Below are 25,977 nucleotides of genomic sequence, written 5' to 3'. Positions count from 1 at the left end.
GGTAATTATTATTCGCAGTAATTATTTGCCTGCCAACCCCTCTTTTCTATTCATCCAATAAAACACCACTGGAATTACGGTAAAGCTCAAGACCAAACAAATTAGTAGTCCACCGACGATCATGATGGCCAACGGTTTTTGTATTTCGGATCCCATGCCGGTTGACAATGCAGCAGGCAGCAGCCCCATGGAACCCATCAGGGCGATCATCACCACAGGACGAATACGGCTTCGCACGCCAGTCTTGATCGCATCCAACAAGGGCATCTTATGCTTGATGTTATCGCGGATTACCCCAATCAGTACAATCCCATCAATGGTTGCCACACCAAATAGGATGATGAACCCTATACCTGCAGATATACCAAAGATCGTCCCCGTCATCCAAAGCGAAATAAAGCCGCCAATAAATGCGAACGCCAGTGTCAAAGAAGAAATAAGCGTGTCCTTGACGTTACCAAAATTGACATAGAGCAGCAGCAGGATCAGTACCAAAGAGATAGGTACTACCAAGGCCAACTGTTTGGCGGCGCGCTCTTTACTTTCAAATTCCCCTGCCCACAGCATATGGTTTTCCTGCGGCAAAGAAACGGTTTTGTTGACCACCTTCTTGGCTTCTTCTATGGTGCTTCCGAGATCACGACCTTCGATACTGAAGCCTACACCTATATATCGGCTATTGCCCTCACGATAGATAAATGCTGGGCCCGTTTGGTAAGCAACGGTTGCGATCTCCTGCAAGGGGATATTCTGTCCATTACTTGTCGGGATCAAGATGTTCTTGATCTTCTCCGGCGTATCGCGATAGGCCTCGTTAAATCGTAGCACAACATCAAATTGCCGGTCGCCTTCATAGAATCTCGTTGCGGCCTGTCCACCGATGGTCATCGCAATAACGGCCTGTACATCGGACGTGAAGACACCGTACTTTGCCATCTTAGAATCATGCAGCTGTATGCGCAATTCGGGCAAACCAATATTTTTATATACATTGACATCGGTAACGCCGTGCACGGTTCCAATTGCACCTGCAACTTGATTGGCATAACGCTCTAGATCATACAGGTCATCTCCAAATATCTTGATCACCAACGAGCTCTTTACTCCCGCGACATACTCCTCGACATTGTCCTGAATGGGTTGACTAAACCCGAAATTGATACCCGGATAATGCTGTAGCTGCTCGCGTAACTCTTGAATAATGTCGTTTTTGCTCACCTTTCTTTTCCAGTCGGCCTCATCTTTGAGCTGTACATTAAATTCTATATTGAAAAATCCTGTAGGGTCTGTTCCATCATTTGGTCGTCCCGTTTGGGTCAGAATAAATTCGATCTCCTCACAACTATCGACCATAATCTTCTTCATTTCCTTTGTCAAGCGTGTGGATTCCGTTAGGTTTACACTGTTGGGCAAGGTAGCTCGAATATAAATGGCTCCCTCGTTAAGCTTCGGCAGAAACTCGGATCCATAATGTAGAAACTTAAACAAGCAAACAACAAGAATACCGACAAAAATAGCGACCGTTGTCTTCTTGTAATGGAAAGCCTTGCTAAACATGCCGTAGATCGTACGTTGAAAAAAACGGGTAACCCAATTTTCCTTCTCTTCCATACCCTTCGTGAACAGCAACTTACACATCGCGGGGACATAAGTTAAACTTAAGATCAAGGATCCCAGCAGCGCATAGCCCAAAGTAAATGCCAAGGGCGTGAACATCTTGCCTTCCACTTTTTGAAAGGAGAAAATCGGGAGCAGCGCCACGATGAGAATCAACAGCGCAAAAAAGATATAAGAGGCCACGCTTCCCGCACTTTTTTTGATAACTCCCAACTTACTCATCTTAGCAAACCTTGCCGGCCCCACTCGGTGAGAGAGTCCCGCCAATGCGACAAAGACGGTCTCTACAATCACCAATGTTCCCTCCAGCAGCAGGCCAAAATCCAAGGACCCCATGGAAATAAGATTCGCCGGAAGTCGCTGAATGCGTAGCATAATGATAGCAAATAGGAAGGAAAGCGGAATAACGGAAGCCACAATTAGGGTAGACTTCCAGTTATACAGAAAAACAAAAACAATAAGCGACACCAGTAAAATGCCCTCGATAAGATTCTTCGATACGGTATGTACGGTGTTATCGACCAATTTTGTACGATCTACGACAGTCTCTATCTTCACCCCCTTTGGTAAAGTACGCGTATTCAATTCCTCAATCTTAGCTTTCAGATTCTCAATTACTGCCGATGGATTTTCGCCACGCAGCATGATCACGATTCCTTCCACCAGATCACTATCTGTATTAAAGCCTACTTGCCCCAATCGTGGTTTGCTGGAAACCACCACGTCAGCCACATTCTTTATCAAAACAGGTGTTGATCCATTCAGCTTGATCGTGATATTTCCGATATCATCCAACTTATCCAATAGACCGACACCACGAACTACATAAGCTTGGTCGCCTTGTTGGATAACATCACCACCGACGTTTACATTTGATTTGGATACCGCCTCGTAGATATCCAATGGGGAGAGGTCATAGTTCTTCAGTTCTGTCGGATTGATCTTAATCTCATAAATCTTCTCTTCGCCACCGAAGCTGACCACATCGGCAACACCGGGAACGCCCAATAACTCACGTTCGACCACCCAATCTTGAATGGCCGTTATTTCCTTAATCGGCAAATCACTTTTGATGACGTAACGAAAGATCTCGCCAGTAGCCCCGGAAGGAGGCTCAATAGATGATTCCGCCCCCTCAGGCAGATCGACTCCACCCAATTTATTGGACACATATTGTTGCGCATAGAAATCGTCTACGCCATCTTCAAACTGCACAGTCACGACTGAAAGCCCAAAAAGGGAAATCGAGCGTACATTGGACTTCTTTGGAATGCTATTTACCTCTTTGGCGATAGGCAGGGTCACCAATTTTTCCATCTCCTCGGCACTTCTGCCCGGCCATTGCGTGATTATCCGTGCCCGCGTATTGGTGACATCCGGAAATGCCTCAATGGCGGTGTGTCGGAGAGCGTAGATTCCACTAAACAGTAGAGCAAAAACAGCAAACAAGATAAATGTGGTATTACGCAGTGAAAAGGTAACTACGTTTTGTACTAATTTCTTCATATCCGTTCTCCCTATACTTATGGATTCAACTGCTCAAAAAGCAGCAATGCGTTCGTCGAGATAATCTTATCCCCCTCCTGCAGCTCTTCTTTCACAAAAGTGTATTCTTCATTCTCGGCCACCGCGCGTATGCGACGCACCTCCATATGGCAATCGTCTTTATACAGCACGATGTATTCTTTGTTGTTGCTGAAAATCTTGGCTCGATTCGGTATGGCAAAAGCTTCGCCCGAACTATTTTTCGTGTTAATGATGATATCTGCGCTTAATCCGGGCATCAGATTTAAATTTTGATTCTCTAGCACGACACGCGCTTTGAGCACATGCTCGTTATCATCAAATACATTATAGATCTTATCGATCTTTCCCGTGTAAAACTTATCGGGATAGGCGATCGTTCTCACCTTGACTTCATCGCCTTCGTTAACGTAACGCAAATTGTTCGCGTAAATATTAACCATTACCCACACCTGCTTTAAATTGGATATAGAAAAGATAGGATCGCTCTCTGCTGTAATACTTTGACCTGAGCTAACGGACTTCTGGATGATATATCCGTTTTTAGGGGCTAAAATCTGAAAGCTGCCGCTTCCTGCAGCACGATACAGCTGCAAGCTTTGCTGTATACGATCTAGCTCAATATGCGCACCTTCCAACTCCTGTTCTGCACTTCGCACCTCGGGCATACTAAGCAGGCCATCCGCTGCCAGCTCTTTTTTCGTGCGAATTTGCTTCTCCAATAAGGCAATCTGACTTTGTTGGCTTCGCTGTTGTTGATAGAGATCCTGTATCTGCGTTGACTTGATGGTTGCTAACACCTGCCCCTTCTGCACATAATCTCCCAATTCAAACTTTACATTTTCCACCACACCATCCAATAAGCTACGAAAGGCGACCATGTCGTTCTCATTATATTCAATCTTGCCCGACAAACTGAGCTGCTCATTGATCGGCTGCTCACTAACGGTCATGATCTCCGTCGATTTCTTCAATTGTTCATTCAGACAAAATGAGCTCTTCGCTAGCGAATCAATGCTATCATTCGTCTGTTCAGCCGTCGGTTCGGCACAACCGACAGCAACAACTATAAGTCCCGCTAGGGACAATAAGTGCTTACCGTTTATCATTTGCTGATTAAAAATCTTTCCCCACCAAGTATTGTAACTCTTCATACGTAATATTGTAATTTTCCCAGGTATCTAAATAGGCTTTGTGTGCATCTCTGGATGCTTGTGTAAAATCGATGAACTCGATTAAGGTAACTTGTCCCGACTGCAGGTGTTTCTTGTATCGGTTTAGGATATCCTCTTGCTCCTGAGCTGCTTCTACGGGCCATGCAGAAAGCGCTTGTTGGTATCGCTGCAATTGTCCTTCCAAACGTACAACGGCATTTTCCAAAGCCCACTTTAAAGCTTGCTGGCTAGCTTCTTCTTTGTCGAGCTGAAATTTTGCGGCCTTGATATTTCCTTTATTTCTGTTAAAAACGGGCAAATCGAGACTCAGACCAAGCCCTATGAAATCTTGCATGATATTTCCTCCGCGATCGTAGCCCAATTGCAAGGTCAGATCTGGCTTACGCTGTGCTTTTTCCAACTGCCATTGTTTACCTGCTTGCTCCACCTGCAAATTTTGTCGCTTTAAACCAATGTTTTGATCCAAAGCCATGGCTAACATATCTGTCGGCACGGCTTTTAGCGCGGTATTATCATCCGACACTAAGGCCAGTTGCGCAAGCGAAATACCATCGATTTTGGTCAGCACGCGTAAGGTTTCTAGATATGCTGCAACATCATCATCCAAATTCGCTAACTCCTTTCGCTGTGTAATCAATTCCGACTGTACGCGATAATAATCTACTTTAGAAACATTTTGTAAGGCTGCTTGCCGACCATATTGCTCGTTCAATTGCGTAAAGAGATCAACGATGGCCGCCAGTTGTTTTCGCTCCTGCGATAAGCTGGAAAGCTGATAATAGGTCTGTCGCAGTTCTTTTTTCAACTCGCGAACCAGCTCTTCGAATGCATAGACTGAACTGCGGTGTTCTATCTGTTTTATCGCAACGCGTTTGCTCCTTTTTCCTGCGGTTTCGATAAGCTGCTCCAATTCCACGGATACCTGCTGTCCACGTCCATAGCTCCCAAAAAGTCGAGGTAAAGTTTCTGTTGTACCATTAGCCCACAGGTTCACTTCGCTGATTGCTAGCGTTGGGTTAGGCCATAATTTCTCCTGAACAATTTCGGCTTCGGCACGTCCGATCTCAAATTTTTGCGCCAGCAATGCATAATTGTTTTGCAAAAAACTGGCTTCCAACTGCTGCAGATCATACGTTTGCGACTGGCAAACCAAGAACGTGCACAACGTCAACACTATCGTATAAATATATCTCACCTCTTAAACGTTTCCCGCAAAACTAGCGCAAACGTATTAAGAGGATTTTCAAGGTAGATTAGAATTTGATTAAAAAAGAAGAGAAATTCGAGTACCGGATGCACTGGACGCTATCTGCATATCTACTTTGTGCAACGTAAATATAATGCTGGCGATGGATAATCCCACGCCCTTTCCTTGATACTTCTGAGTATTGTTTCCGCGAAAGAAATTCTGCTTGATGTGTTGTAAATCCGCTTCGGGAATACCTATCCCTTGATCGCTGATACAAAGCTTTAGACGATTTTGCTGCGTTGTGAACAGAATTTTGACCACATTGTTATCGGAATATTTAATAGCATTTTCCAAAAGATTACCTATGGCCAGTTCTAGCAATTTATCGTTGGCATCAACGGTAAGAAGCGCAGGTTGGTCAACCTGTAAGTCAACATCGATGTGCGCTTGATGATACAACACCATATTTTCTACCAAATGCCATATCACCTCATCAACACGCACCGGTTGAAATTCGAAGCTCGTCTTTGCTCCAGATAGCAACATCATCTGATCCAAGGTCTCTTGTAAATCATTCGTGTATTGACGCAGTTCCGTGATCACATTTTCATATTCAGCCACAGTTCGCTGTTTAGCATTCGTTACTTCCAAAGTTCCCAACAAGGCAGTGATGGGGGTACGCAACTCATGGGATACATAGTCGATGAAATTCTTTTGTACATTGAATGTTTCCGCAATACGCGATACAAAGTGGTTGTAGGTCTCTACAAGATCCTCCACCTCCGCATAGGTTTGCTTGAGTTGAAGTGGCTCATTGAAATTTTTGCTATCCTTTTCCTTCAGTTGATCAATGATGCGGATGATAGGCTGATAGGCGATGTAGCTGAGGTATTGCGAAAAAAGAAAAATAAAAACAACACCCAACAAAAATACAAGAAGCATGATATGGGATAGCGAGCGCATCTGCCCATTGAAATCGTCTTTTGGCTCACGCGTTACTACGACGAAATCACCCTCATTATCGTGATAAAAAATACCGTTGTAAAAAAAAGAGTCCGTATGAAAAAAGCCGACTCTTTGCTTTCTGACCTGCGCTAAAAAGTCAGGTGATATATCTGCAATTGAAGGCATATCGCCATTCTTACGACGGTCTAAGCTATCAAAAACAACTATATTGGTTCGTGATATCGTTTTCTGCAACTGGCTTTTTACATTGGCATGTTCGCGCAGGGAAAGTTCGTCCTGCTCTAGGTAAAATATGGCTGCCAACAGGGACTTGCTTTCCAGCGATTGATACTCCTTATCCCGCATCTGCGCGTAGTAAGCAAAATAGATTAATACGGCAAATATTAGTATAACGATGCTGAAGATAGCAACAGAATACAGGGATAAGCGATGCTTTAATTTCATCTACTAAACTTTAAACATGTATCCAACACCTTTAACCGTGTAGATGTACTTATTTCCATCTTTCTCAATTTTATTCCGTAGATAAGAGATGTACACATCCACTACATTGGTATGGTTGTCGAACGTTATTCCCCATACGGCATTCAATATCTGTATGCGTCCGACGGTTTTATCGATATTTTCTACGAGGTAAATAAGGAGTTTATATTCGCGAGGCGACAATTCCACAACATTATCTCCTAGCGTTACCTTATATTGTTCCAAATTAATATGCAGTGCACCAAAGTCGAGCTCAGCTTTCGGAGTTTCCTGTTGTTGATAATGCTGCCTACGCGTCAATGCCTTGATACGCGAAAGAAGCTCATCAAAATGAAAAGGCTTAGTGAGATAGTCGTCCGCACCGTAGTCCAAGGCCGCGACCTTATCCTGCACGCTATTTAAAGCGCTAAGCATCAAAATTGGTGTGTAAACCTTTTTGTATCGCAACGTCTGCAACAACTGTATCCCATCGACACCTTCCAACATGATATCCAGTATGATAAGATCCCAGTCCACTTGCAAGTAATTGGAAAGGACATCTTCTGCATTTTTGCATAAAGTGACCAAATAACCAAACTCCTCCAATCCTTTGATCAGGAAATTACTAATTCGGTTATCGTCTTCTACAACTAGAATTTGCATAGCATTCAATTTACACAAAAGTAGGGATTTCTGCCGAGCTCTATATACGGGCTTAGGCTTTCTAATGTAGCTCTAATTTAGGTATCATAGGTTATGAGCCCTAGCAGCTGAAATTTAGATTAAATGTGGAGGAGCTCATTAAAACGCACCGTATCACATGAAACGACAAAATGCCCGCGCTGCGGGCATTTTATTATGATTTATTTGCTAAAATTTTACTTCGCGTAAGAAACCGATCGGGTTTCACGGATTACCGTTACTTTAATCTGTCCGGGATAGGTCATTTCTGTCTGAATGCGGTTCGAGATGTCGGCGGCTAAGATTTCAGCCTGCGCATCCGAAACTTTCTCTGACTCAACGACCACACGAAGCTCGCGTCCTGCTTGAATAGCGAATGTTTTTTCCACACCTGGATAAGATAGTGCTAGCTCTTCCAACTCTTTCAATCGCTTGATGTAACTTTCAACAACCTCGCGACGAGCACCCGGCCGAGCGCCAGATATGGCATCACATGCCTGCACGATAGGTGAGATAAGTGACGTCATTTCAATTTCGTCGTGGTGGGCACCGATGGCATTACATACATCAGGATGTTCCTTATATTTCTCCGCCAATTGCATACCTAAAATGGCGTGTGGTAATTCAGGATTATCGTCTGGCACTTTACCGATATCATGTAACAAGCCTGCACGTTTCGCATGTTTCACGTTTAAGCCTAACTCAGATGCCATTGTCGCTGCAAAATTTGCTACCTCACGCGAGTGTTGCAACAAGTTTTGTCCGTAGGAAGAACGGTAACGCATACGACCGACCATACGAATAAGCTCTGGATGTAGACCGTGAATGCCTAAATCGATTGCTGTACGCTCACCGATCTCCACAATTTCATCTTCGATCTGGGTACGTGTTTTGGCCACCACTTCTTCAATACGTGCGGGGTGAATACGTCCATCGGTAACCAAACGGTGTAAGGAAAGACGCGCTATTTCACGTCGAACAGGATCGAATCCGGAAAGAATAATAGCCTCTGGGGTATCATCCACGATGATCTCTACGCCGGTAGCCGCTTCCAAAGCACGAATATTACGCCCTTCGCGACCAATGATCCGACCTTTAATTTCATCATTTTCAATATTAAAAATAGATACGGTATTTTCAATAGCAGATTCCGTTGCGGTACGCTGTATTGTTTGGATAACTACTTTCTTGGCTTCTTTGGACGCTGTTAACTTCGCTTCATCAACGATATCCTTGATTTGGATCATCGCCTGTGAGCGCGCCTCTTCGCGCAGCGAACTCACCAATTGCTCCTTCGCCTCCTCTGCAGATAGACCCGCAATAGTTTCCAACTGCTTAATGTGTTGGTTCTTCAATTGGTCAACCTCTTCCTTCTTCTTTTCGTTGAGTTCAACCAGTTGATCCAACTTCTTGTTCTTATTATCAAGGTCTTGTTTATCGCGATTGATGCTTTCCAATTTCTGGTTCAACGAGGTCTCTTTTTGGCGCAAAGTATTCTCTTTTTGTGCCATGCTGTTGTTACGTTGATTGACTTCTTTCTCGTGCTCCGCCTTTAATTGCAAGAATTTTTCCTTTGCTTCTAGTCCCCGTTGTTTTTTATGATGCTCGGCTTGCTGTTCAGCTTCCTTAACGATCCGCTCGGCCTTCTCTTGCGCTGACTGCTCCTGCTTTTTGAATACTAATTGTAACAAAAAACGACCGATAACGACACCTATGATAAGCGAAATTATAATCGAAATTGTTGTAGATAACTCCATTTGTGTATATGTATATTATATATTAATTGTTTTTTTTGGTTTAAAAAAAAACCGCAATTAAATGTACAGGTCCCATGTATTATTAAACTTCGATTACACATGATTTGAGCAATTGATCATGACCTAGATGGCTTACGCAAAATGGTCTACATCTTGTTTTCGCTCGTGATATTGAAGCGTTAAGTTTAAAATAGTGACAACCCGAATTTAATTGCGGCAAATTCGTCGTTATAAAGCTCTAAATAAAGAACGATATGTTTATTTCTTAAAAAAATCTGTCAGTATATCATCCAATTCGTGAATCTTCTCTTCTAGACCTTCCTCATGCTGTTGGGCGTTACGCTCGGCCTTAATCATACCGGTAGCATATTGCAACACACACATGGACAGCAGATCCTGCTTATCACGAACCGCATAATTATCTTGCAGTTCTTTTATCTTTTCATTTATCAATTTCGCTGCATGCCTGATCACTTCTTCCTCTTCCGTATTAACCCTTAAGGGGTAAACACGATCAGCGATATTTATTTTTATGGAAATCTCTCCCATTTTTTTTGAGCTTAAATAACGTAAAAGGCTTTTCTTCTCTCTCCGACTACTTCAACAAGCCTATACATCTGTCTATTTCTCGCACAAAATCGTTAATTTTTTGCTTTGTGTCAAGTATTTTTTCATTTATTGCACCACGATCTACATCTGATTCTTCCAAGGTTTTCGCAACTGCCATAGCCTTAAGCTTTTCCTCCAACTGCTGAACTTTGTCGGTGCTGGTCTGGAAAGCGACCTGCAAGGACTGTACTTCCAACTTTAACAGATCGTTCTCCTCCTGAAGCGCATCGCACAATTGAATAAGGTTCCTCGTCTTCTCGACGATAATATTCATTTGTGTAGATAGTGTAGCCATATAATTTTACTTCGCAATTATTGAATGCGAGACTTAGCGAACGGTCGCTCCTGTCTCCTTTTCAAAGTTAAGCATTAATTTTTTAATTATGCCGTCAATCTGTTTGTCGTTTAACGTTTTTTCTTCGTCCTGCAGGATAAAACTCAGCGCATAAGACTTCTTCCCTTCTGGCAGTTTATCCCCTTTATAGACATCAAATATCGACACCTCTTTCAATAGCTTGCGCTCGGTCTTGCTGGCAACCACCTTCAGTTGCTCAAACGTAACCGCATCATCTACCAACAGCGCTAAGTCACGACGCACCGCAGGAAATTTGGAAACCTCTTGATACTTGATTTCATTCTTACGGATCACTTTAAGCACCAAATCCCAATCAAATGTAGCAAAAAACACGGAGCCGTCCACATCCGCTTTCTTCAGGTTTTCAACCGATACAGCGCCCACCGTCACGAGAGCTTTCTGTCCTTTCATGTAGGTTAAGCCATAGTCGAAATATTCACCCGAAGCCTCTACCAACTGTAGTCCAGAAATATTTAAGCGACGAACGATCTGATCGACCGCAGCTTTGATATGATAAAAACTACTTTTCTTGTCGCCAACGATCCAATTTTCGTCTACTTGGTTTCCGGCCAATGTTAAAGCTAGATGTTGTTTTTCGGTATAGCCTTCCTCGTTCTTGAAGTAGGATTTACCATACTCGAAATACTTGGCATTCGGGCGCTTGCGTTTTTGATTATACGACACACTCGTCAAAGCCGAGAATAATAGATTTTGCCGCATCGTATCAAGATCTGAGCTTAACGGGTTTACCAAGCGTACCGCAGTCTCTTCATTTTCTACAAAGGCCAGTTTCGTCAACGAATTGTTCAATATTTCGCGATAGCCGTTGCCAATGAGCATATCCGCAATTTGGTTCAACACGACCTCTTTATCCGGTTTTTCGGTTGTATTGAGTGATGACTTGATTTGGGATTGCAGCTCGATGTTGTTGTAGCCATAGATACGCAACACCTCCTCAATAACATCCACTTCACGGGTTACATCAACTTTGTAGGCCGGTACGCTCACATTAATCACATCTTCACTGATCGGCGTAACGCCGATTCCTAAAGCCAGCAGGATAGCTTTAATCTCTTCTGCGGGAATAGCCTTGCCAATCAAGCGTTGAACACGCTCGTAGCTTACCTCAAAAATAAAAGGTGATACAGGGTTAGGGTATTGATCCGTTACCGTGGAACTAATCTCGCCGCCGGCAACCTCCTGAATAAGCAAGGCAGCTTTTTGCAAAGCGTATAAAGGCATATTTGGATCTGTCCCGCGCTCAAAACGGAAAGACGAATCGGTCTTCAAGTTATGTCTTTTTGATGTCTTACGCACAGAAACAGCATTGAAATACGCTGATTCTAAGAATATAGCTGTTGTCGATTGAGACACGCCCGAATCTGCGCCCCCGAAAACACCAGCGATACACATCGGCTTTTCGGCGTCTGCAATCACCAGATCCTCGGCAGAAAGCGTGCGTTCTACGCCGTCTAACGTAACGAAAGGTTCTCCTTCAGCGGCTTTGCGTACGATAATTTTGTTACCACTGATCTTATCCAGATCAAATGCGTGCAGCGGTTGCCCTAAATCATGCAAAATATAATTCGTCACATCGACGATATTGTTGATCGGACGAATCCCGATCGTTTGCAAACGTTCTTTCAACCAGTCGGGAGATTCGGCAACCGTCAATCCAGAGATGGTAACGCCTGCGTAACGTGGTGCTAGATCCGCGTCAGCCACTTCAACTGTCACCGCCGCCTTTTCCCCTTCGCGGAAAGCAGACACATCGCTTGAAGAGTAGGCCTCCCGGAAATAGGCGGCAAGATCTCGCGCAACCCCCAAATGGGATGCGGCATCGGCACGGTTTGGTGTCAAGCCGATTTCGAATCGATAGTCGTCTTTTATTTCAAAATAATCCCGTACCAAAGATCCAATAACGGCGCTATCCGCCAACTCGACGATACCGGCATGCGAACTGCCCAATCCAATCTCATCTTCACCACAAAGCATCCCTTCGGAAACTTCACCCCTTATCTTGGATTTCGTAATTTTAAAAGGCTCTCCAGTCGTCGGATGACAGCTAGCTCCTACTGGTGCAACAATTACTTTGAGCCCCGTTCGTACATTGGGAGCTCCACAAACAATGTGCAGTAATTCTTCAGCACCAACATCAACAGTCGTAACTTTCAATTTATCGGCGTTCGGATGTTGCTCACAGCTCTTCACCTCTCCCACAACAAGGCCTTCAAGACCTCCCGGAATTTGCTGTACTTTCTCCAACAACTCAACTTCTAAGCCGATATCGGTCAAGATAAGCGAAAGCTCCTCCGGTGTTTTATCTGTATTTATGTAATTTTTAAGCCAATTATAGGAAATATTCATCTCGAAATTCTGTTTAAAGCACAAAGATAGAATTTTAGAACGTTGCCTCCCATTTAACGGCAAGATTTTTTAAGTGTCCTACTCTTTTCATCTTATGGAAAGAAGACAAGTACGCGCTAAGATAATTATTGATTTTTTGTTATATTTATCCTAGAATCGTTTTCCATCTACGGCATGGATGAAGTATCCTCCTACCAAAACAAATCATGAAACAACAGAGCGATGCCTTATAAACTTTACTTATATCACTATAAAAACACACTTCTGGTCAACGTCGCATTATCTTTTTTATTTTCAGTACTGTCCCCTTTAGATCTATCTTTTCATCCCATTCCAATGCTCATCTCATTTTCATTAGTTTTCACGACTATCGGTCATGGCATAACGGCACTTGCTTTTCATTATTTTGGAAAACGTACGCAATACCTCTACTTTAATATGCGCATGTCGTTTCCTAGATTATACGCATTTGGCTTTATTGCCAATGTTTTACTAGTATTGGCAATAAACCTATTCGTCATAATCCTATGGAGGTAATAAACGAATTTTACGCAGACTCCGTTGAGTTTCGATACGTCGGAACGCGACCGATTATCACGGGGGCATACATAAAATGCCGAACAGGTGACATTGTCGGCTTGTTGGGTCGAAATGGTGCTGGGAAATCGACCTTACTCAAGATTCTCTTTGGCTCTATTAAAGCGCAACACAGTCATATCTTAATAAACGGAAAAAGAAGCACAAAGCCTTACTTGAGTGGAAAGGTGGGCTATCTGCCACAGGATTCTTTTCTCCCCAGCAACGAAAAAGTCTTTAAATTAATCAAACTTCTTGTCCTCAACGAGGCAGAGCAACATGCGCTATCAAACGATAGTGGTATCACCCCTTTGATCAGCAAGCGTGTCTACCAACTTTCTGGTGGAGAGCGTAGGTATTTGGAAATTTGCTTACTTCTTTACCAACCTACTGATTTCCTACTTCTTGACGAACCGTTTACCGGACTGGAGCCCCTTGCAATACAAAGAATTTCAGATTTGATTGCGAAGTTTGCCGACACGAAAGGTTTCATCATCTCTGATCATAACTACCGTGACGTGTTAGCGATTGCAACAGAGACCCTCTTGTTGCAAAATGGCAGTTGTCGTCGTATCGCAGCCCCTAAAGAACTTGAATTCTTCTACTTACCGGAAAGCCCCGATGATCTCCAAGGCGACCGATAAAATTCACCAATATTACGACCAATAATAACTTCGTGTCTGTCAAGCAAAACCACTTGGCTTAACGGTGAGTCTACACAAAATTCTGACTCGTGCTTCCTTGATTTCCTTAGATGCATCAGAATTTAGAATTTCGCTATTTCTCATCAAAATATTCCGTAACTTTGTGCTTTGATTTGACGAACGTTCAACACACACAGTTATAATGATTCTTTTCTTTGTGAACCCCAGCAACACTGTTTACGGTGTGCAAACGCAACAAGAACTATCCCAAGAAGATATTTCGAAACTCAACTGGCTCTTTGGAAATGCTAAAAAACTTGCGGAGACAACGCTTGACGCCCATTATGTAGGGCCACGCGCTGCTATGGTGACTCCTTGGAGTACAAACGCAGTAGAAATTACCCAAAACATGGGGATACAAGGCATCATCCGCATCGAAGAATTCAATCCGGTAGATGCAGAATTTTCGGATTTTGACCCGATGATTTCGCAGAAATATACCGCGCTTACACAAGAAATGTATAGCATCAATATACAGCCCGAGCCAATTCTGGACATCGATGATATTGAAGCCTATAACAAACAAGAAGGCTTGGCTTTAAGTGCTGAGGAAGTGACCTACCTACATAATTTAGCAGAAAAGCTGGGCAGGAAATTAACGGACTCTGAAATTTTCGCCTTTTCACAGGCCAATTCAGAACACTGCCGACACAAGATCTTCAATGGTACTTTTGTGATCGACGGTGAAGAACAGCCAACCTCCTTATTCAAACTTATCAAAAAGACTTCCGAGACGAACCCTAACGACATCGTTTCGGCCTATAAAGATAACGTGGCCTTTATAAAAGGGCCGCAGGTGACGCAATTTGCACCACTATCGGGTGACAAACCTGATTTTTATGCCGAGAAAACGTTCGACTCTGTTATCTCCCTGAAAGCAGAAACGCATAACTTCCCGACAACAGTAGAGCCTTTCGCAGGCGCTGCCACAGGATCAGGCGGTGAAATTCGCGACCGTTTGGCCGGCGGACAGGGTGCGCTTCCACTAGCGGGAACAGCTATCTACATGACCGCTTATTCGAGATTATTGGATGACCGTCCTTGGGAAAAGGGCGTTGAAGAACGTGCTTGGCTTTACCAAACACCCATGGATATCCTGATAAAAGCATCCAACGGTGCATCCGATTTCGGTAACAAATTTGGTCAACCCTTGATCACAGGATCAGTTTTGACCTTCGAACACGAAGAGGGCGGCAGAAAACTGGGGTACGATAAAGTGATTATGCAAGCCGGCGGTATTGGCTACGGAAAATTAAGCCAAGCGAAAAAACACGAGCCACAGGAAGGCGATAAAATTGTCGTTTTGGGTGGCGAAAACTACCGCATCGGTATGGGTGGTGCAGCAGTTTCCTCGGCAGAGACCGGAGCCTTCGGCTCGGGCATCGAATTGAATGCCATTCAACGTTCGAATCCAGAAATGCAAAAACGCGCTGCCAATGCGATACGCGCGTTCGTAGAATCTGATCACAACCCTATTGTATCGATCCATGACCACGGTGCTGGCGGACACTTAAACTGTCTTTCGGAGCTTGTGGAAGCAACAGGAGGTCTCATTGACCTCGATAAGTTGCCTGTAGGTGACCCTACCCTATCCGCGAAAGAGATTATTGGTAATGAGTCACAGGAGCGTATGGGCTTGGTTATTGCAGAAAAAGATATTGAGCAGCTACAGAAAGTGGCTGATCGGGAACGTTCCCCGATGTATACCGTAGGTGATGTCACGGGAGACCACCGCTTCACCTTTGCCTCATCATCATCGGGCGAAAAGCCAATGGATTACGATTTGGCGGACTTTTTCGGATCTTCACCGAAGACGGTGATGAACGACAAAACAATCACCCGCAGCTATGCTGACCTTAGCTATAACGTAGAAAATATACCGGCTTACCTGAATCAGGTATTGCAATTAGAGGCGGTAGCTTCTAAAGATTGGTTGACCAACAAAGTAGACCGCTGTGTGGGCGGACGCGTTGCCAAACAACAATGTGTAGGTTCCTTGCAGTTACCGCTCAATAATGTGGGGGTCATGGCACTAGACTATAAATCAACGGAAGGTATAGCGACCACCGTTGGTCACTCTCCGTTAACGGCTTTGATTGATCCTGTTGCGGGATCCCGCAACGCCATTGCCGAGGCGCTATCAAACTTGGTGTTTGCACCAATAAAAAATGGCTTAGCTGGAGTATCACTCTCTGCCAACTGGATGTGGCCATGTAATAACGAAGGTGAAGATGCTCGTTTATACCAAGCCGTAAAAGGATGCTCTGATTTTGCGATCGCTCTGGGCATCAACATCCCCACTGGAAAGGACTCCTTATCCATGAAACAGAAGTACCCAGATGGTGACCATGTCATCGCGCCAGGTACCTTGATTATTTCCGCTGGTGGAAACTGTACAAACATCAACAAAGTTGTGGAGCCTGTTTTAAAGAAAAATGCAGGATCCATCTACTACATAAACCTTTCGAAAGATCAATTAAAGCTCGGAGGGTCGTCCTTTGCTCAAATCAACAATAAGATTGGTAATGAGGTATCGACTATACAAGATGCGGACTACTTCAAGAAAGCCTTTAATACGATCCAACATCTTATCCATGAAGATCAAATCATTGCGGGTCATGACGTAGGGTCGGGAGGATTGGCGACAACGCTGTTGGAGCTGACCTTTGCCGATGTGGACTTGGCTGCAGATTACGACCTATCCGGATTGAACGAAGCCGACACCGTAAAAGCGTTCTTCAACGAAAATATTGCGTTGGTATTGCAAGCGAGAAATGATACATCGTTCGAAGCAACGTTAGCAAGCGCTGGTATTGCCGCGGTTAAAATAGGAAGTGCTAAAGAAGGTACCGAAGCTACGATCAAAAACAACGCAGATGTTTTCACGTTCAACATCGCCGAAACACGCGACACTTGGTTCAAAACATCGTTTTTATTAGATCAGAAGCAGGCTAAAAATGGTACGGCAGAGGAGCGCTTCGCCAACTATAAAAACCAGCCTCTTCAATATACATTTCCTACGCAATTTACGGGTAAGAAACCAGACACAACGACCCTGACTTCCCGTCCGAAAGCGGCAATCATCCGCGAAAAAGGGTCCAATTCTGAGCGCGAGATGGCCAATGCGATGTATCTTGCCGGATTCGACGTGAAAGATGTGCATATGACGGATTTAATCGCTGGCAGGGAAACGTTGGAAGACATTCAGTTTATTGGCGCGGTAGGTGGTTTTTCCAATTCAGACGTGCTGGGTTCTGCTAAAGGATGGGCAGGAGCATTTCTGTACAACGAGAAAGCAAAAAAAGCACTGGAAAATTTCTTTGCTCGACCTGATACCCTATCTGTAGGAATCTGTAACGGCTGTCAATTGTTTATGGAACTCGAGTTGATCAATCCTGATCACGAAGTTCATGGCAAAATGCAACACAACACCTCGCAGAAGCACGAGTCGAACTTTGTTTCGGTAAAAATACAAGAGAACAATTCGGTGATGTTATCAAGCTTGGCCGGCAGTACCCTCGGAGTTTGGATTTCCCATGGTGAGGGAAAATTCAATTTACCATACGGGGAAGACCAATATGCGATCGTAGCGAAGTATGGCTATGAAGCCTATCCGCATAATCCTAATGGTTCGGACTTTAATACGGCAATGATGTGTGACAAAACAGGACGTCACTTGGTAACCATGCCACACATTGAACGTTCTACATTCCAATGGAACTGGGCAAACTATCCAGAAAATCGTCAGGATGAAGTATCTCCTTGGATTGAGGCCTTTGTGAATGCAAGATCATGGATCGAGAAACAAGCCAAATAGCGATACGCTGGCAGTCATAAATATTCCACATCCCTCTTTACCACGTAAAGGGGGATGTTTGCTTTAGGTCGATATCCATGCTTAGGTCTTGTCGATGCTCCTTCGCGCAAATAAACCCATATTACCTACAACCGATTAGCTTTAGCGCTAGTTAAATCCTGTTCTACTGTAATTTTTTGATACTTTGCCATACAGTAGGCAGTGGCCGGCAAGAAAAGAAAAACCAGCAGCCCAATCCAAAACCCCAACAACTTGCCGATCATCAAGCTAAAGAGGAAGACAACAATCGGATAGGAAAAGAGTAGCCCTGCGAAAAGCATAGAATCGAAAAAAATCGTCCCTGCAGTTTTTTTACGTACATAATCCCGCCACAGTCTGTAAAACCAAAATTGCGTATAGTAACCTATTTTAGCTGGAATCCGGTACATATTTCTATCGCCTTCAGAAGTTACTACAGGTTCCAAGGGTGTTTCCGAAACGACCTGTTGTAGGCGCGAGCGTAGCTCTGCTATAACCGCGGCAGCATCTATATGATGAGCAGCGATATAGTCGGTGCTGTCCAAAGGCGTTAAAGCCTGTATTTCTACTGCTTTTGGCACGTATTGGAACGAGTTGTAGTTCAAGGCAAACGCTTGGATCTGTATCGGGATCTCGGCGCGGTAAGCTCGTTCCAAGAGCGAAGTTAATCCTCCATTCATGAAAGGCTGTAGCCCCCACAAATTCAACGACCTGCCTTCCGGAAACAACAGCACATGCTTTCCTGCTGCCAAACAGCGCATACACTCATCAAAGGTGAAGTCGTTCTTCACCGCAAACTCTTCGTCGTCTTTCTTCTTGTAGATAGGTAGCTGAAACAAATTCCGTAATAGCAGGTTTGCCCAGCTTTTCTTGAAAATGTCTCCACGTGTTAAAAAACGGATCTCTACCGGGCTATAAGCTGCAATGACCAACGCATCGAAAAGCGAGTTGGGATGATTGGAAACAATAATGCTTGGTCCCTGAAACGTCGCCAGATCCAGATTAATGCTGCGTAGTGCTGGAGCATACCAATGTAGGCCTAATCGTACAAAATATCTTAATACATTATAAAACATATATGCATGTTGTTGTTACAATTGCTTGAACCAAGATAGCAAAAAATAGACCCTTTTTTACGAAACATTTTTTTACCTTGCCTGTAATCTTTATAAAAGGCTAACTAAATGCTCTTGCGTATGATACATACCGATGTACACCAGTATAACAACCAACAGACAGCAATCGATCAACGCATCTGCTCGCTACTTGCGGATTATATCAGCAAAAAACTGCCTGAAGCGGACAATAAACTATGGCATGCACATCCCGTGTGGTTTATCGATAGTAACCCTATTGTTGGATACAGCAAACTCAAAGATTCGGTACGTTTGTTGTTTTGGAGCGGTCAATCTTTTGACGAACCTATGCTTGGTACGGAGGGCAAATTTATGGCCGCAGAAATACGCTACACGGATCCCGAACAGGTAATCGAAAATGATCTAAATCGTTGGCTCGAGAAAGCTAGAGATATACAATGGGATTACAAAAACATCGTAAAACGTAAGGGTGTGCTTGAACGACTGAAATAAAAAGATGACTTCGATTATGCTAGATAAATCCGTATTTACATTTCTCGGTCTTAATATTTACTTGTTACTTTGAACTATGAAAATTATAGGAATCATTCCGGCGCGCTATGCTTCATCGCGTTTCCCAGGCAAGCCCTTGGCGGATATAGGTGGAAAATCGATGATACAGCGTGTGTACGAACAGGTTAAAGGTTGCGCGAGTCTGGCAGAAGTTGTTGTGGCCACGGACGATCAACGCATCGAAGAACACGTACGCTCTTTTGCTGGCAATGTAATCATGACTTCCACTGAACATGAGTCAGGCACGGATCGCTGCGCAGAAGTGGTATCGAAAATTAATGGATTTGACGTAGCCATTAATATTCAAGGCGACGAACCTTTCATCAATCCGTTACAAATCGATCTTCTATGTTCCCTTTTTAATGATCCAAAAACAGATATCGGGACGCTTATTAAGAAAATTGACAAACAGGAGGATCTCTTTAGTGAAAATACTCCAAAAGTAATCGTCGGAAGCGAGCAACAAGCGCTGTACTTTTCTAGACAAACGATCCCCTTCTTACGCGGAATACCAAACGCCGAGTGGCTGCGTAAACATAACTTTTACAAACACATTGGTGTCTACGGCTATAAGACAGCGGTGTTGCAAGAGATCACCAGATTGCCTATCTCCAGTTTAGAAAAAGCAGAGGCATTGGAGCAGCTGCGTTGGCTGGAAAACGGCTACCGTATCCGTGTTGCGGAAACAGCATACGATACCGTCGCTGTAGATAGACCAGAGGACTTAGAGACAATAAAACGTACCTTCTTCTAGAGATAACGTTGTTGCCGAGCAATGTATGTTGGGAGTCTTTACTTTAGCTCAACGACATCATTGCCAACCACAGCAAACAGGCGATTATCCTGCCTCTTGGGCAGGATAAAAAGACCTGTCCAGCGACCAAAGGCGGGCAGGGTAAGCACTTTTTTTTCTAGGTGAAAACAAGGCAACTTATAGTATTGTCGTCCTTGCATAGCAACTTCACATCCGGGATGCAGATGACCCACCAAATTGTATAGTCCTGCATCAAGTTGTACGATCGGCTCGTGCGACAAGACTATGCCTTCGGGTAAGAGTATATAATCTTTAACCTGAATAATAGATTTGGCAAGTACAGCTTCAGGCAATATATCATGGTTACCACGCGTCAAGATAAACCTGATTGCAGGGAAACGATTTAAAAAAAGTTGAAATTCATCCCATTCATAGTTCCATTCCGAATGGAAAAGATCCCCTAGAAAGACCACTTGCTTGATCGTCAATGCATTCAACAATATGTCCAACCGTGCGAATTCCTCTTCCAGTTGCATTGGAGGTACAAACACACCTGCTTTCCGGAAATGTCCCAGCTTGCCGATGTGCCAATCGGAAACGATCAATAGCTCATGTATAGGAATATAAACCACTTTTTGGGGTAACAGGAAAAGTTCGACCCCATTCAACTCAATCTTTTTTGCCATTATTCCAACTTTCCTTCTAACTGTAATTTTATCTGTTCCAATCGGCTTTGCCAATCCTCGTTGCTGTATTTCTCTCGAAAAGATTCCGAAAAGATGGGAAATGAAAAGGGGGTTAACTGTTTAGGAAAAGTCAAAACAATCGCGTGTCGGGCTATACGTTCAAAGGCAAGCTGCATCCTTCCCTCCTCCAGTTGGAAATCAAAAACCTCATCATATGCCTCTCTTAGCAGTAAGTTGTTGGGATCATAATCCTCGAATACCGAAAAAAACAGACCGGCATTCGCCTGCAGATGTTTCGCTTTCATTGCTTTTCCTGGAAAACCTTGAAAAACCAAACCGGCAATACCGGCGATATCCCGAAATCGACGACGTGCCATTTCCTGCACATTGATCCCCGAACCAATATCGCGGTGAAGCTCTCGTGGAGATAGCAGCTCCTTGATAAAGGTATTGTCAATCTCATATTTCGTAGCCGATAACAATTCGAAACCATACTCGTTGCTGGCGATACTAAATGTTGCAGCTTTAATCTTCCCCAATCGGTAAGCCAATACTTGTGCCATCCCCTCATGTACCAGTTTCCCATCAAAAGGATAGACGAAAAGATGATGTCCATATTTGGTGGTAATATACTCCACCAATAGTTCATCTTCGCGAGGCAAACCCGATCGTCGTTGCTGTTCCTTAAAAAGTGGCTGCAAAAAAGCAACCTCAGGACTTAACCGATCTTTATTATGTATACTTTCAAAACTGTGCCGAATGGCTACGCCTAAGTTGGGAGAAATAGAAAAACGTCCGCCCATCCACGAGGGAACGACGCCTTTCGATTTCGTTGTTGGGCGTACAACGACTTCCATATTACGCACGTGCAGAAGTTCCAATTGCCGTCCGGAAAACCAAAAGACATCGCCTGTATTGAGTTTGGAAATGAACGATTCCTCAATTGAACCTAAATATTTACCCGACATAAACTTTACCTTCATCATCGCATCCGACACAATAGCTCCTATGCTCAATCGATGCCGCATGGCTAACTTTCTCGACTCGACGGTGAAGCGACCATCTTTTAATACCAAACGGTGAAAATCATCATACGCATTTAACGTCTTTCCTCCGTGAATCAGCATCGCGAGACATTCATCAAATTCAGACCGCGTGAGTGAGGCGAAACAATGTGTACCGCGCACCTCTTCAAAAATTTCGTCGGCTATGAAACCGTCGCCAACCGCTAAGGTCATCAAGTATTGTATAAGCACATCGAAACTTCGAATGTACGGGAGGCGCTGCTCAATAATCTGTTCCTTCACGGCGTACTTCAACGAATCTCCCTCAATGATCTCTAAAGAATTGGTGGGTACATAATAGATATGTGACGTTTCATGAGGTCGATGCCCCGAACGTCCTGCTCGCTGTAGAAAGCGTGCAACACCTTTCGGTGATCCAATTTGAATTACGCAATCTACCGGCCTAAAATCTACCCCGAGATCCAAGCTACTGGTACATACTACAGCTTTTAGACGCCCCTCATGCAACGCATCCTCCACCCATAGTCGCACTTCGTCACTTAATGAGCCATGATGGATAGCCAAAATTCCTGCAAAGGATGGATAGTGCATAATAATTTGCTGGTACCAGATTTCCGCTTGGGAGCGTGTATTGGTAAAGATCAATGTAGACTGGTAACGGTTCACGATAGCAACCACCTTATCCAACAATCGTATGCCAAGATGACCCGCCCATGGAAATTTTTCTAAATTATCGGGCAGCACCGTTTCTATTTGAATCTTTTTTTTCAGACTCGCCCGAACCATTGCTCCTTTATGTCCTGTTCCTAACAATATTTCTTGTGCTTCCGCCAAATTACCGATGGTAGCAGAAATTCCCCACACCTTAAGTTTTGGGTTTATGGCTTTGATACGGCTTAAGGCTAACTCGACCAAAACGCCACGCTTACTACCCAGCAATTCGTGCCACTCATCCACGACGATAAAAGCAAGTTGGCTGAAGTAATCTGTTCCCTCCTTCGACGCCAATAATAGATGTACACTTTCCGGTGTAGTAATCAGTGCCTGAGGAGGTTTCTTGCGTTGCTTTTGTCGTTGACTCAAGCTGGTATCACCTGTACGTAACTTCACCTGATAATCCAAATCCAAGTCGCTGCTGACTTGCGTAGTTGCTTTATAAATCTCTTTGGATAACGCGCGCAAAGGCGTAATCCAAAGAGCATGCAACTTATTCTTTTTAAATTTTCTTTTCTCGCTTTGGTACTTTTTATCGTCGTAATAGTGTGCAATTATGCCGAACCAAATAGCAAATGTCTTTCCAAATCCAGTTGGCGCATTCAACAATCCCGATCGGCCTTTAGCAATTTCCTTCCAGGCGTTCCGTTGGAAAGCATGTGGCTCCCAGCCTTGATTATGAAACCATACGTCAGCGAATTGATTCATGTTGTGATGCAATCAAATTTAACAAATCTTCTTTAGTATTGGCTTCACTTGCGGGTTTATCTTGACGCCAACGTATGATCCGAGGGAAGCGAAGAGCGACACCAGATTTATGTCTTGTACTGACGTTAATCCCTTCAAAGGCCAGTTCAAAGACCAACTCAGGCGTTACGCTGCGTACTGGGCCGAACTTTGCGATGGTATGTCGTTTGATCCAGTTATCAATGGTAAACAATTCTTTATCGGTAAGACCCGAATATGCCTTTGTAAAGGGCACCAGCTCACCTTCATCCCAAACGGCAAAGGTATAGTCGGTAAACAAATTTGCTCTCCTGCCATGTCCCGATTGGGCGTATATTAAAACGCCGTCAATAGTCATGGGGTCGGTCTTCCATTTCCACCAATTACCACGCTTCCGTCCTACTTCATATATGCTTTCGCGGTGCTTGATCATCAGTCCTTCTGAATGCTGTTGCCTTGCTTCTCGCCGATAGCGCTCCGCCGCATCCCAGCTTTCAAACGACATCTCCGCGGACAATTTTAGGATATCCCCTACCGGATAGTTGGCTAAAATAGCTTCCAATTGCCTTCTTCGTTTGTGTAGCGGCCACGAGCGAATATCACTACCTTGCCACTCCAACAAATCATAACATACCATAATCAACGGCGCTGCGGCTAGCGCATTTTTTGAAATATTTTTGCGACCGATGCGAGTTTGCATCACTGAAAAGTCCATCGGCTTGTCGTCTTTCCAAGGCAGCACTTCCCCGTCGATAACTGTGCCATCCGGCAAAATGGAACGTAACGGTTCAAACTCCACAAATTTATCGGTCATCAGATCTTCTCCACGACTCCATACAAAGAGCTCATCCTTGCGCACAATTAATTGTCCACGAATACCATCAAGCTTTGCTTCCATCACCCAATTGCGCAACTCGCCCAGCTCGGCCGGATCTTTATCCAGTGCGTAGGCCAAATAGAATGGATAGGGTAAAAAATGTTTATTTTCCTGTAAGTCTCCCTGAAACAGAGAGTCCATCGTCTCCTCAAAAGGGCTCCATTTTCCCATCAGACGATGTTCTACTTCCGGATCTGAAGACTCGAGATACTGTGCTACAGCCTTCACCAGCAATTTGCGAGAGACACCAACGCGAAGATTTCCGGTAAGCAATTTGTTGAAGATAAAAAGCGCTGTGCCATCCAATTTCGACCAATAGCCAACGACCAAGGCACGTTGCTCTTCTAATGATTTGCTCCTTAAGGCCACAATGGCTTCAAAAAGAGAACGCAGGGAAACATCCAACGCATGGGCTTCCGTCTTTAACGGCAGAATAAGCGAAATCGTTTCGGCTAAATCCCCGACGACATAGTAACTCTCTTCAATCAGCCATAAGGGAATATTTGCTTCTTCCGAAGCCCAAACACGCAAATCCGTTGTTCGTATCGGTCTTTTGGGTTTATTGCCCGTCAGTATCGCCATCGCAAACAATTTGTCCGATTCCTTTGCCGTCCTAAAGTAATCCAACATAGCTGCTACTTTCACCGAAGTTTTCGTTGTACTGTCTATAGCCTCAAATAGCTGAACAAAGTCGATCATACATTTTCCTCCTCAGCATCGTTGTAAAGTGTTTTGAATATCGAAGCGCCAATATTGTATTCTGCTTGCACCCATCTACTGAAATTGTGTTCATAACCATGCGTGACATATACCTGTTTCGCCCCTGTCTCGACCACAGCTTGGTTAAGCTGTTGCCAATCGCAATGATCAGACAACACGAAACCGCGGTCCACCCCTCGCCTCCGCCTTGCACCTCGAATCTGCATCCATCCGCTACACATCGCTATGCGAAACGGCTTTAGGCTGCGCAACCAAGGTGTATCCATCGCTGATGGTGGTGCAACGATTAACGCGCCTCGTATAGCATCGCGGCGCGTATCACTAGTTATTCTCGTTCCGGGGAATTTAAATCCGACCTCTGTTAAGGCTTCATTAACATTATCAACGGCGCCATGCAGAAATATATCACCTATGTCTTCCTCTGCATGCGCTAGAATATTCTGTGCTTTGCCTAGTGCATATCCCAAAAGCACCGTATTCATTCCTTCCTGCGCATTGCTGCGCCACCAAGCATTGATGCTCTCGTAGATAGACTGGTTGGAAGGAAAATTATAGATCGGGAGTCCAAAGGTACTCTCTGTGATGAAATGGTCACACTTCACCAATTCATAAGGTTGGCTCACTCCATCTACCGAAAGTTTATAATCTCCGGTAAACAACCATACTTCTCCTTGGTATTCCATTCTTATCTGCGCCGATCCAATGATGTGACCTGCCGGATGGAAGGATATCGTTACGCCATTGATGTGGAATTGCTCTCCATAAGCTACCCCCTGCACCACATTATCGATACCTAAACGCAGCCGAAGTATGGGGATAGTATGATGATGGCAAATGTAGTTGCCCATCCCGGCACGCATATGATCGCTGTGCCCATGCGTAATCAAGGCCGTCTTGACTGGTTTCCATGGATCAATATAAAAATTCCCCTGCTTACAGTACAGGCCACATTCGTTAACGGACAATAAATTCATTTTAAGGTCGCTCCCATCCTGTCAAATTTGCTTTT

The 25,977-nt window shown here is 44.1% G+C and carries 18 protein-coding genes; 4 read left to right on the top strand and 14 right to left on the bottom strand.

The genetic code is table 11. The annotated features are described in order from the left end of the window. Positions 1 to 21: 21 nt before the first annotated feature. From SCB77_RS18975 to pheT, 9 genes are all read right to left on the bottom strand, one after another. On the bottom strand, positions 22 to 3,123 hold the full coding sequence (locus SCB77_RS18975) for an efflux RND transporter permease subunit (protein ID WP_320183573.1): 3,102 nt from the start codon (positions 3,121 to 3,123) through the stop codon (positions 22 to 24). A 17-nt stretch (positions 3,124 to 3,140) separates the two neighbouring features. Continuing rightward, complete coding sequence (locus tag SCB77_RS18970; RefSeq protein WP_320183572.1) at positions 3,141 to 4,295, bottom strand: efflux RND transporter periplasmic adaptor subunit; 1,155 nt, start codon at positions 4,293 to 4,295, stop codon at positions 3,141 to 3,143. Beyond that, entirely contained in the window at positions 4,258 to 5,511 is a 1,254-nt protein-coding gene (locus tag SCB77_RS18965) for a TolC family protein (protein WP_320183571.1), read from the bottom strand. The genes SCB77_RS18970 and SCB77_RS18965 overlap by 38 nt, the downstream gene beginning before the upstream one ends. Before the next feature lie 69 nt (positions 5,512 to 5,580). After that, complete coding sequence (locus SCB77_RS18960) at positions 5,581 to 6,915, bottom strand: sensor histidine kinase (RefSeq protein ID WP_320183570.1); 1,335 nt, start codon at positions 6,913 to 6,915, stop codon at positions 5,581 to 5,583. Positions 6,916 to 6,918: 3 nt separating this feature from the next. Next, a complete protein-coding gene (locus SCB77_RS18955; protein WP_320183569.1) occupies positions 6,919 to 7,596 on the bottom strand; it encodes a response regulator transcription factor in 678 nt (225 codons plus the stop codon). A gap of 215 nt (positions 7,597 to 7,811) precedes the next feature. Then, positions 7,812 to 9,371 (bottom strand): ribonuclease Y, encoded by a 1,560-nt coding sequence (gene rny / locus SCB77_RS18950; protein ID WP_320183568.1) that lies wholly within the window; start codon positions 9,369 to 9,371, stop codon positions 7,812 to 7,814. A gap of 258 nt (positions 9,372 to 9,629) precedes the next feature. Continuing rightward, entirely contained in the window at positions 9,630 to 9,920 is a 291-nt protein-coding gene (locus SCB77_RS18945) for a cell division protein ZapA (RefSeq protein WP_320183567.1), read from the bottom strand. A 46-nt stretch (positions 9,921 to 9,966) separates the two neighbouring features. Continuing rightward, positions 9,967 to 10,275: a hypothetical protein gene (locus SCB77_RS18940; protein ID WP_320183566.1), complete on the bottom strand. Its 309-nt coding sequence runs from the start codon at positions 10,273 to 10,275 to the stop codon at positions 9,967 to 9,969. A 33-nt stretch (positions 10,276 to 10,308) separates the two neighbouring features. After that, positions 10,309 to 12,702: a phenylalanine--tRNA ligase subunit beta gene (gene pheT, locus SCB77_RS18935; RefSeq protein ID WP_320183565.1), complete on the bottom strand. Its 2,394-nt coding sequence runs from the start codon at positions 12,700 to 12,702 to the stop codon at positions 10,309 to 10,311. A 527-nt stretch (positions 12,703 to 13,229) separates the two neighbouring features. Here pheT and SCB77_RS18930 point away from each other — a divergent pair. After that, positions 13,230 to 13,922: an ATP-binding cassette domain-containing protein gene (locus SCB77_RS18930; protein WP_320183564.1), complete on the top strand. Its 693-nt coding sequence runs from the start codon at positions 13,230 to 13,232 to the stop codon at positions 13,920 to 13,922. Between the two features lie 202 nt (positions 13,923 to 14,124). Beyond that, a complete protein-coding gene (gene purL / locus SCB77_RS18925; protein WP_320183563.1) occupies positions 14,125 to 17,799 on the top strand; it encodes a phosphoribosylformylglycinamidine synthase in 3,675 nt (1,224 codons plus the stop codon). A 125-nt stretch (positions 17,800 to 17,924) separates the two neighbouring features. Here purL and SCB77_RS18920 read toward each other — a convergent pair whose 3' ends face one another. Continuing rightward, complete coding sequence (locus SCB77_RS18920) at positions 17,925 to 18,893, bottom strand: 1-acyl-sn-glycerol-3-phosphate acyltransferase (protein ID WP_320183562.1); 969 nt, start codon at positions 18,891 to 18,893, stop codon at positions 17,925 to 17,927. Between the two features lie 120 nt (positions 18,894 to 19,013). Here SCB77_RS18920 and SCB77_RS18915 point away from each other — a divergent pair, with 120 nt between their 5' ends. After that, positions 19,014 to 19,406, top strand: coding sequence for a DUF1801 domain-containing protein (locus SCB77_RS18915; protein WP_320183561.1), 393 nt, complete (start codon positions 19,014 to 19,016; stop codon positions 19,404 to 19,406). A 76-nt stretch (positions 19,407 to 19,482) separates the two neighbouring features. Continuing rightward, on the top strand, positions 19,483 to 20,220 hold the full coding sequence (kdsB, locus tag SCB77_RS18910; RefSeq protein WP_320183560.1) for a 3-deoxy-manno-octulosonate cytidylyltransferase: 738 nt from the start codon (positions 19,483 to 19,485) through the stop codon (positions 20,218 to 20,220). Between the two features lie 38 nt (positions 20,221 to 20,258). On the opposite strand, the gene pdeM is transcribed toward kdsB, so the two are convergent. From pdeM to SCB77_RS18890, 4 genes are read right to left on the bottom strand one after another with little or no spacing between them, the layout of a single operon-like run. Further along, entirely contained in the window at positions 20,259 to 20,906 is a 648-nt protein-coding gene (pdeM, locus tag SCB77_RS18905) for a ligase-associated DNA damage response endonuclease PdeM (protein WP_320183559.1), read from the bottom strand. Next, the gene (locus SCB77_RS18900) at positions 20,906 to 23,353 is read right to left on the bottom strand and encodes a ligase-associated DNA damage response DEXH box helicase (protein ID WP_320183558.1); all 2,448 of its coding nucleotides are present in this window, start codon (positions 23,351 to 23,353) and stop codon (positions 20,906 to 20,908) included. The genes pdeM and SCB77_RS18900 overlap by 1 nt, the downstream gene beginning before the upstream one ends. After that, entirely contained in the window at positions 23,337 to 24,947 is a 1,611-nt protein-coding gene (locus SCB77_RS18895; protein ID WP_320183557.1) for an ATP-dependent DNA ligase, read from the bottom strand. The genes SCB77_RS18900 and SCB77_RS18895 overlap by 17 nt, the downstream gene beginning before the upstream one ends. Continuing rightward, entirely contained in the window at positions 24,944 to 25,942 is a 999-nt protein-coding gene (locus tag SCB77_RS18890) for a ligase-associated DNA damage response exonuclease (protein ID WP_320183556.1), read from the bottom strand. Before SCB77_RS18890 ends, SCB77_RS18895 begins: the two co-directional genes overlap by 4 nt. Positions 25,943 to 25,977: the final 35 nt, after the last annotated feature.

Origin of the sequence: Sphingobacterium bambusae (genome assembly GCF_033955345.1) — a bacterium.
GTDB lineage: Bacteria > Bacteroidota > Bacteroidia > Sphingobacteriales > Sphingobacteriaceae > Sphingobacterium > Sphingobacterium bambusae.
The sequence above is the reverse complement of the archived record's forward strand: the minus strand, read 5'-3'. Positions and strand labels throughout refer to the sequence as shown.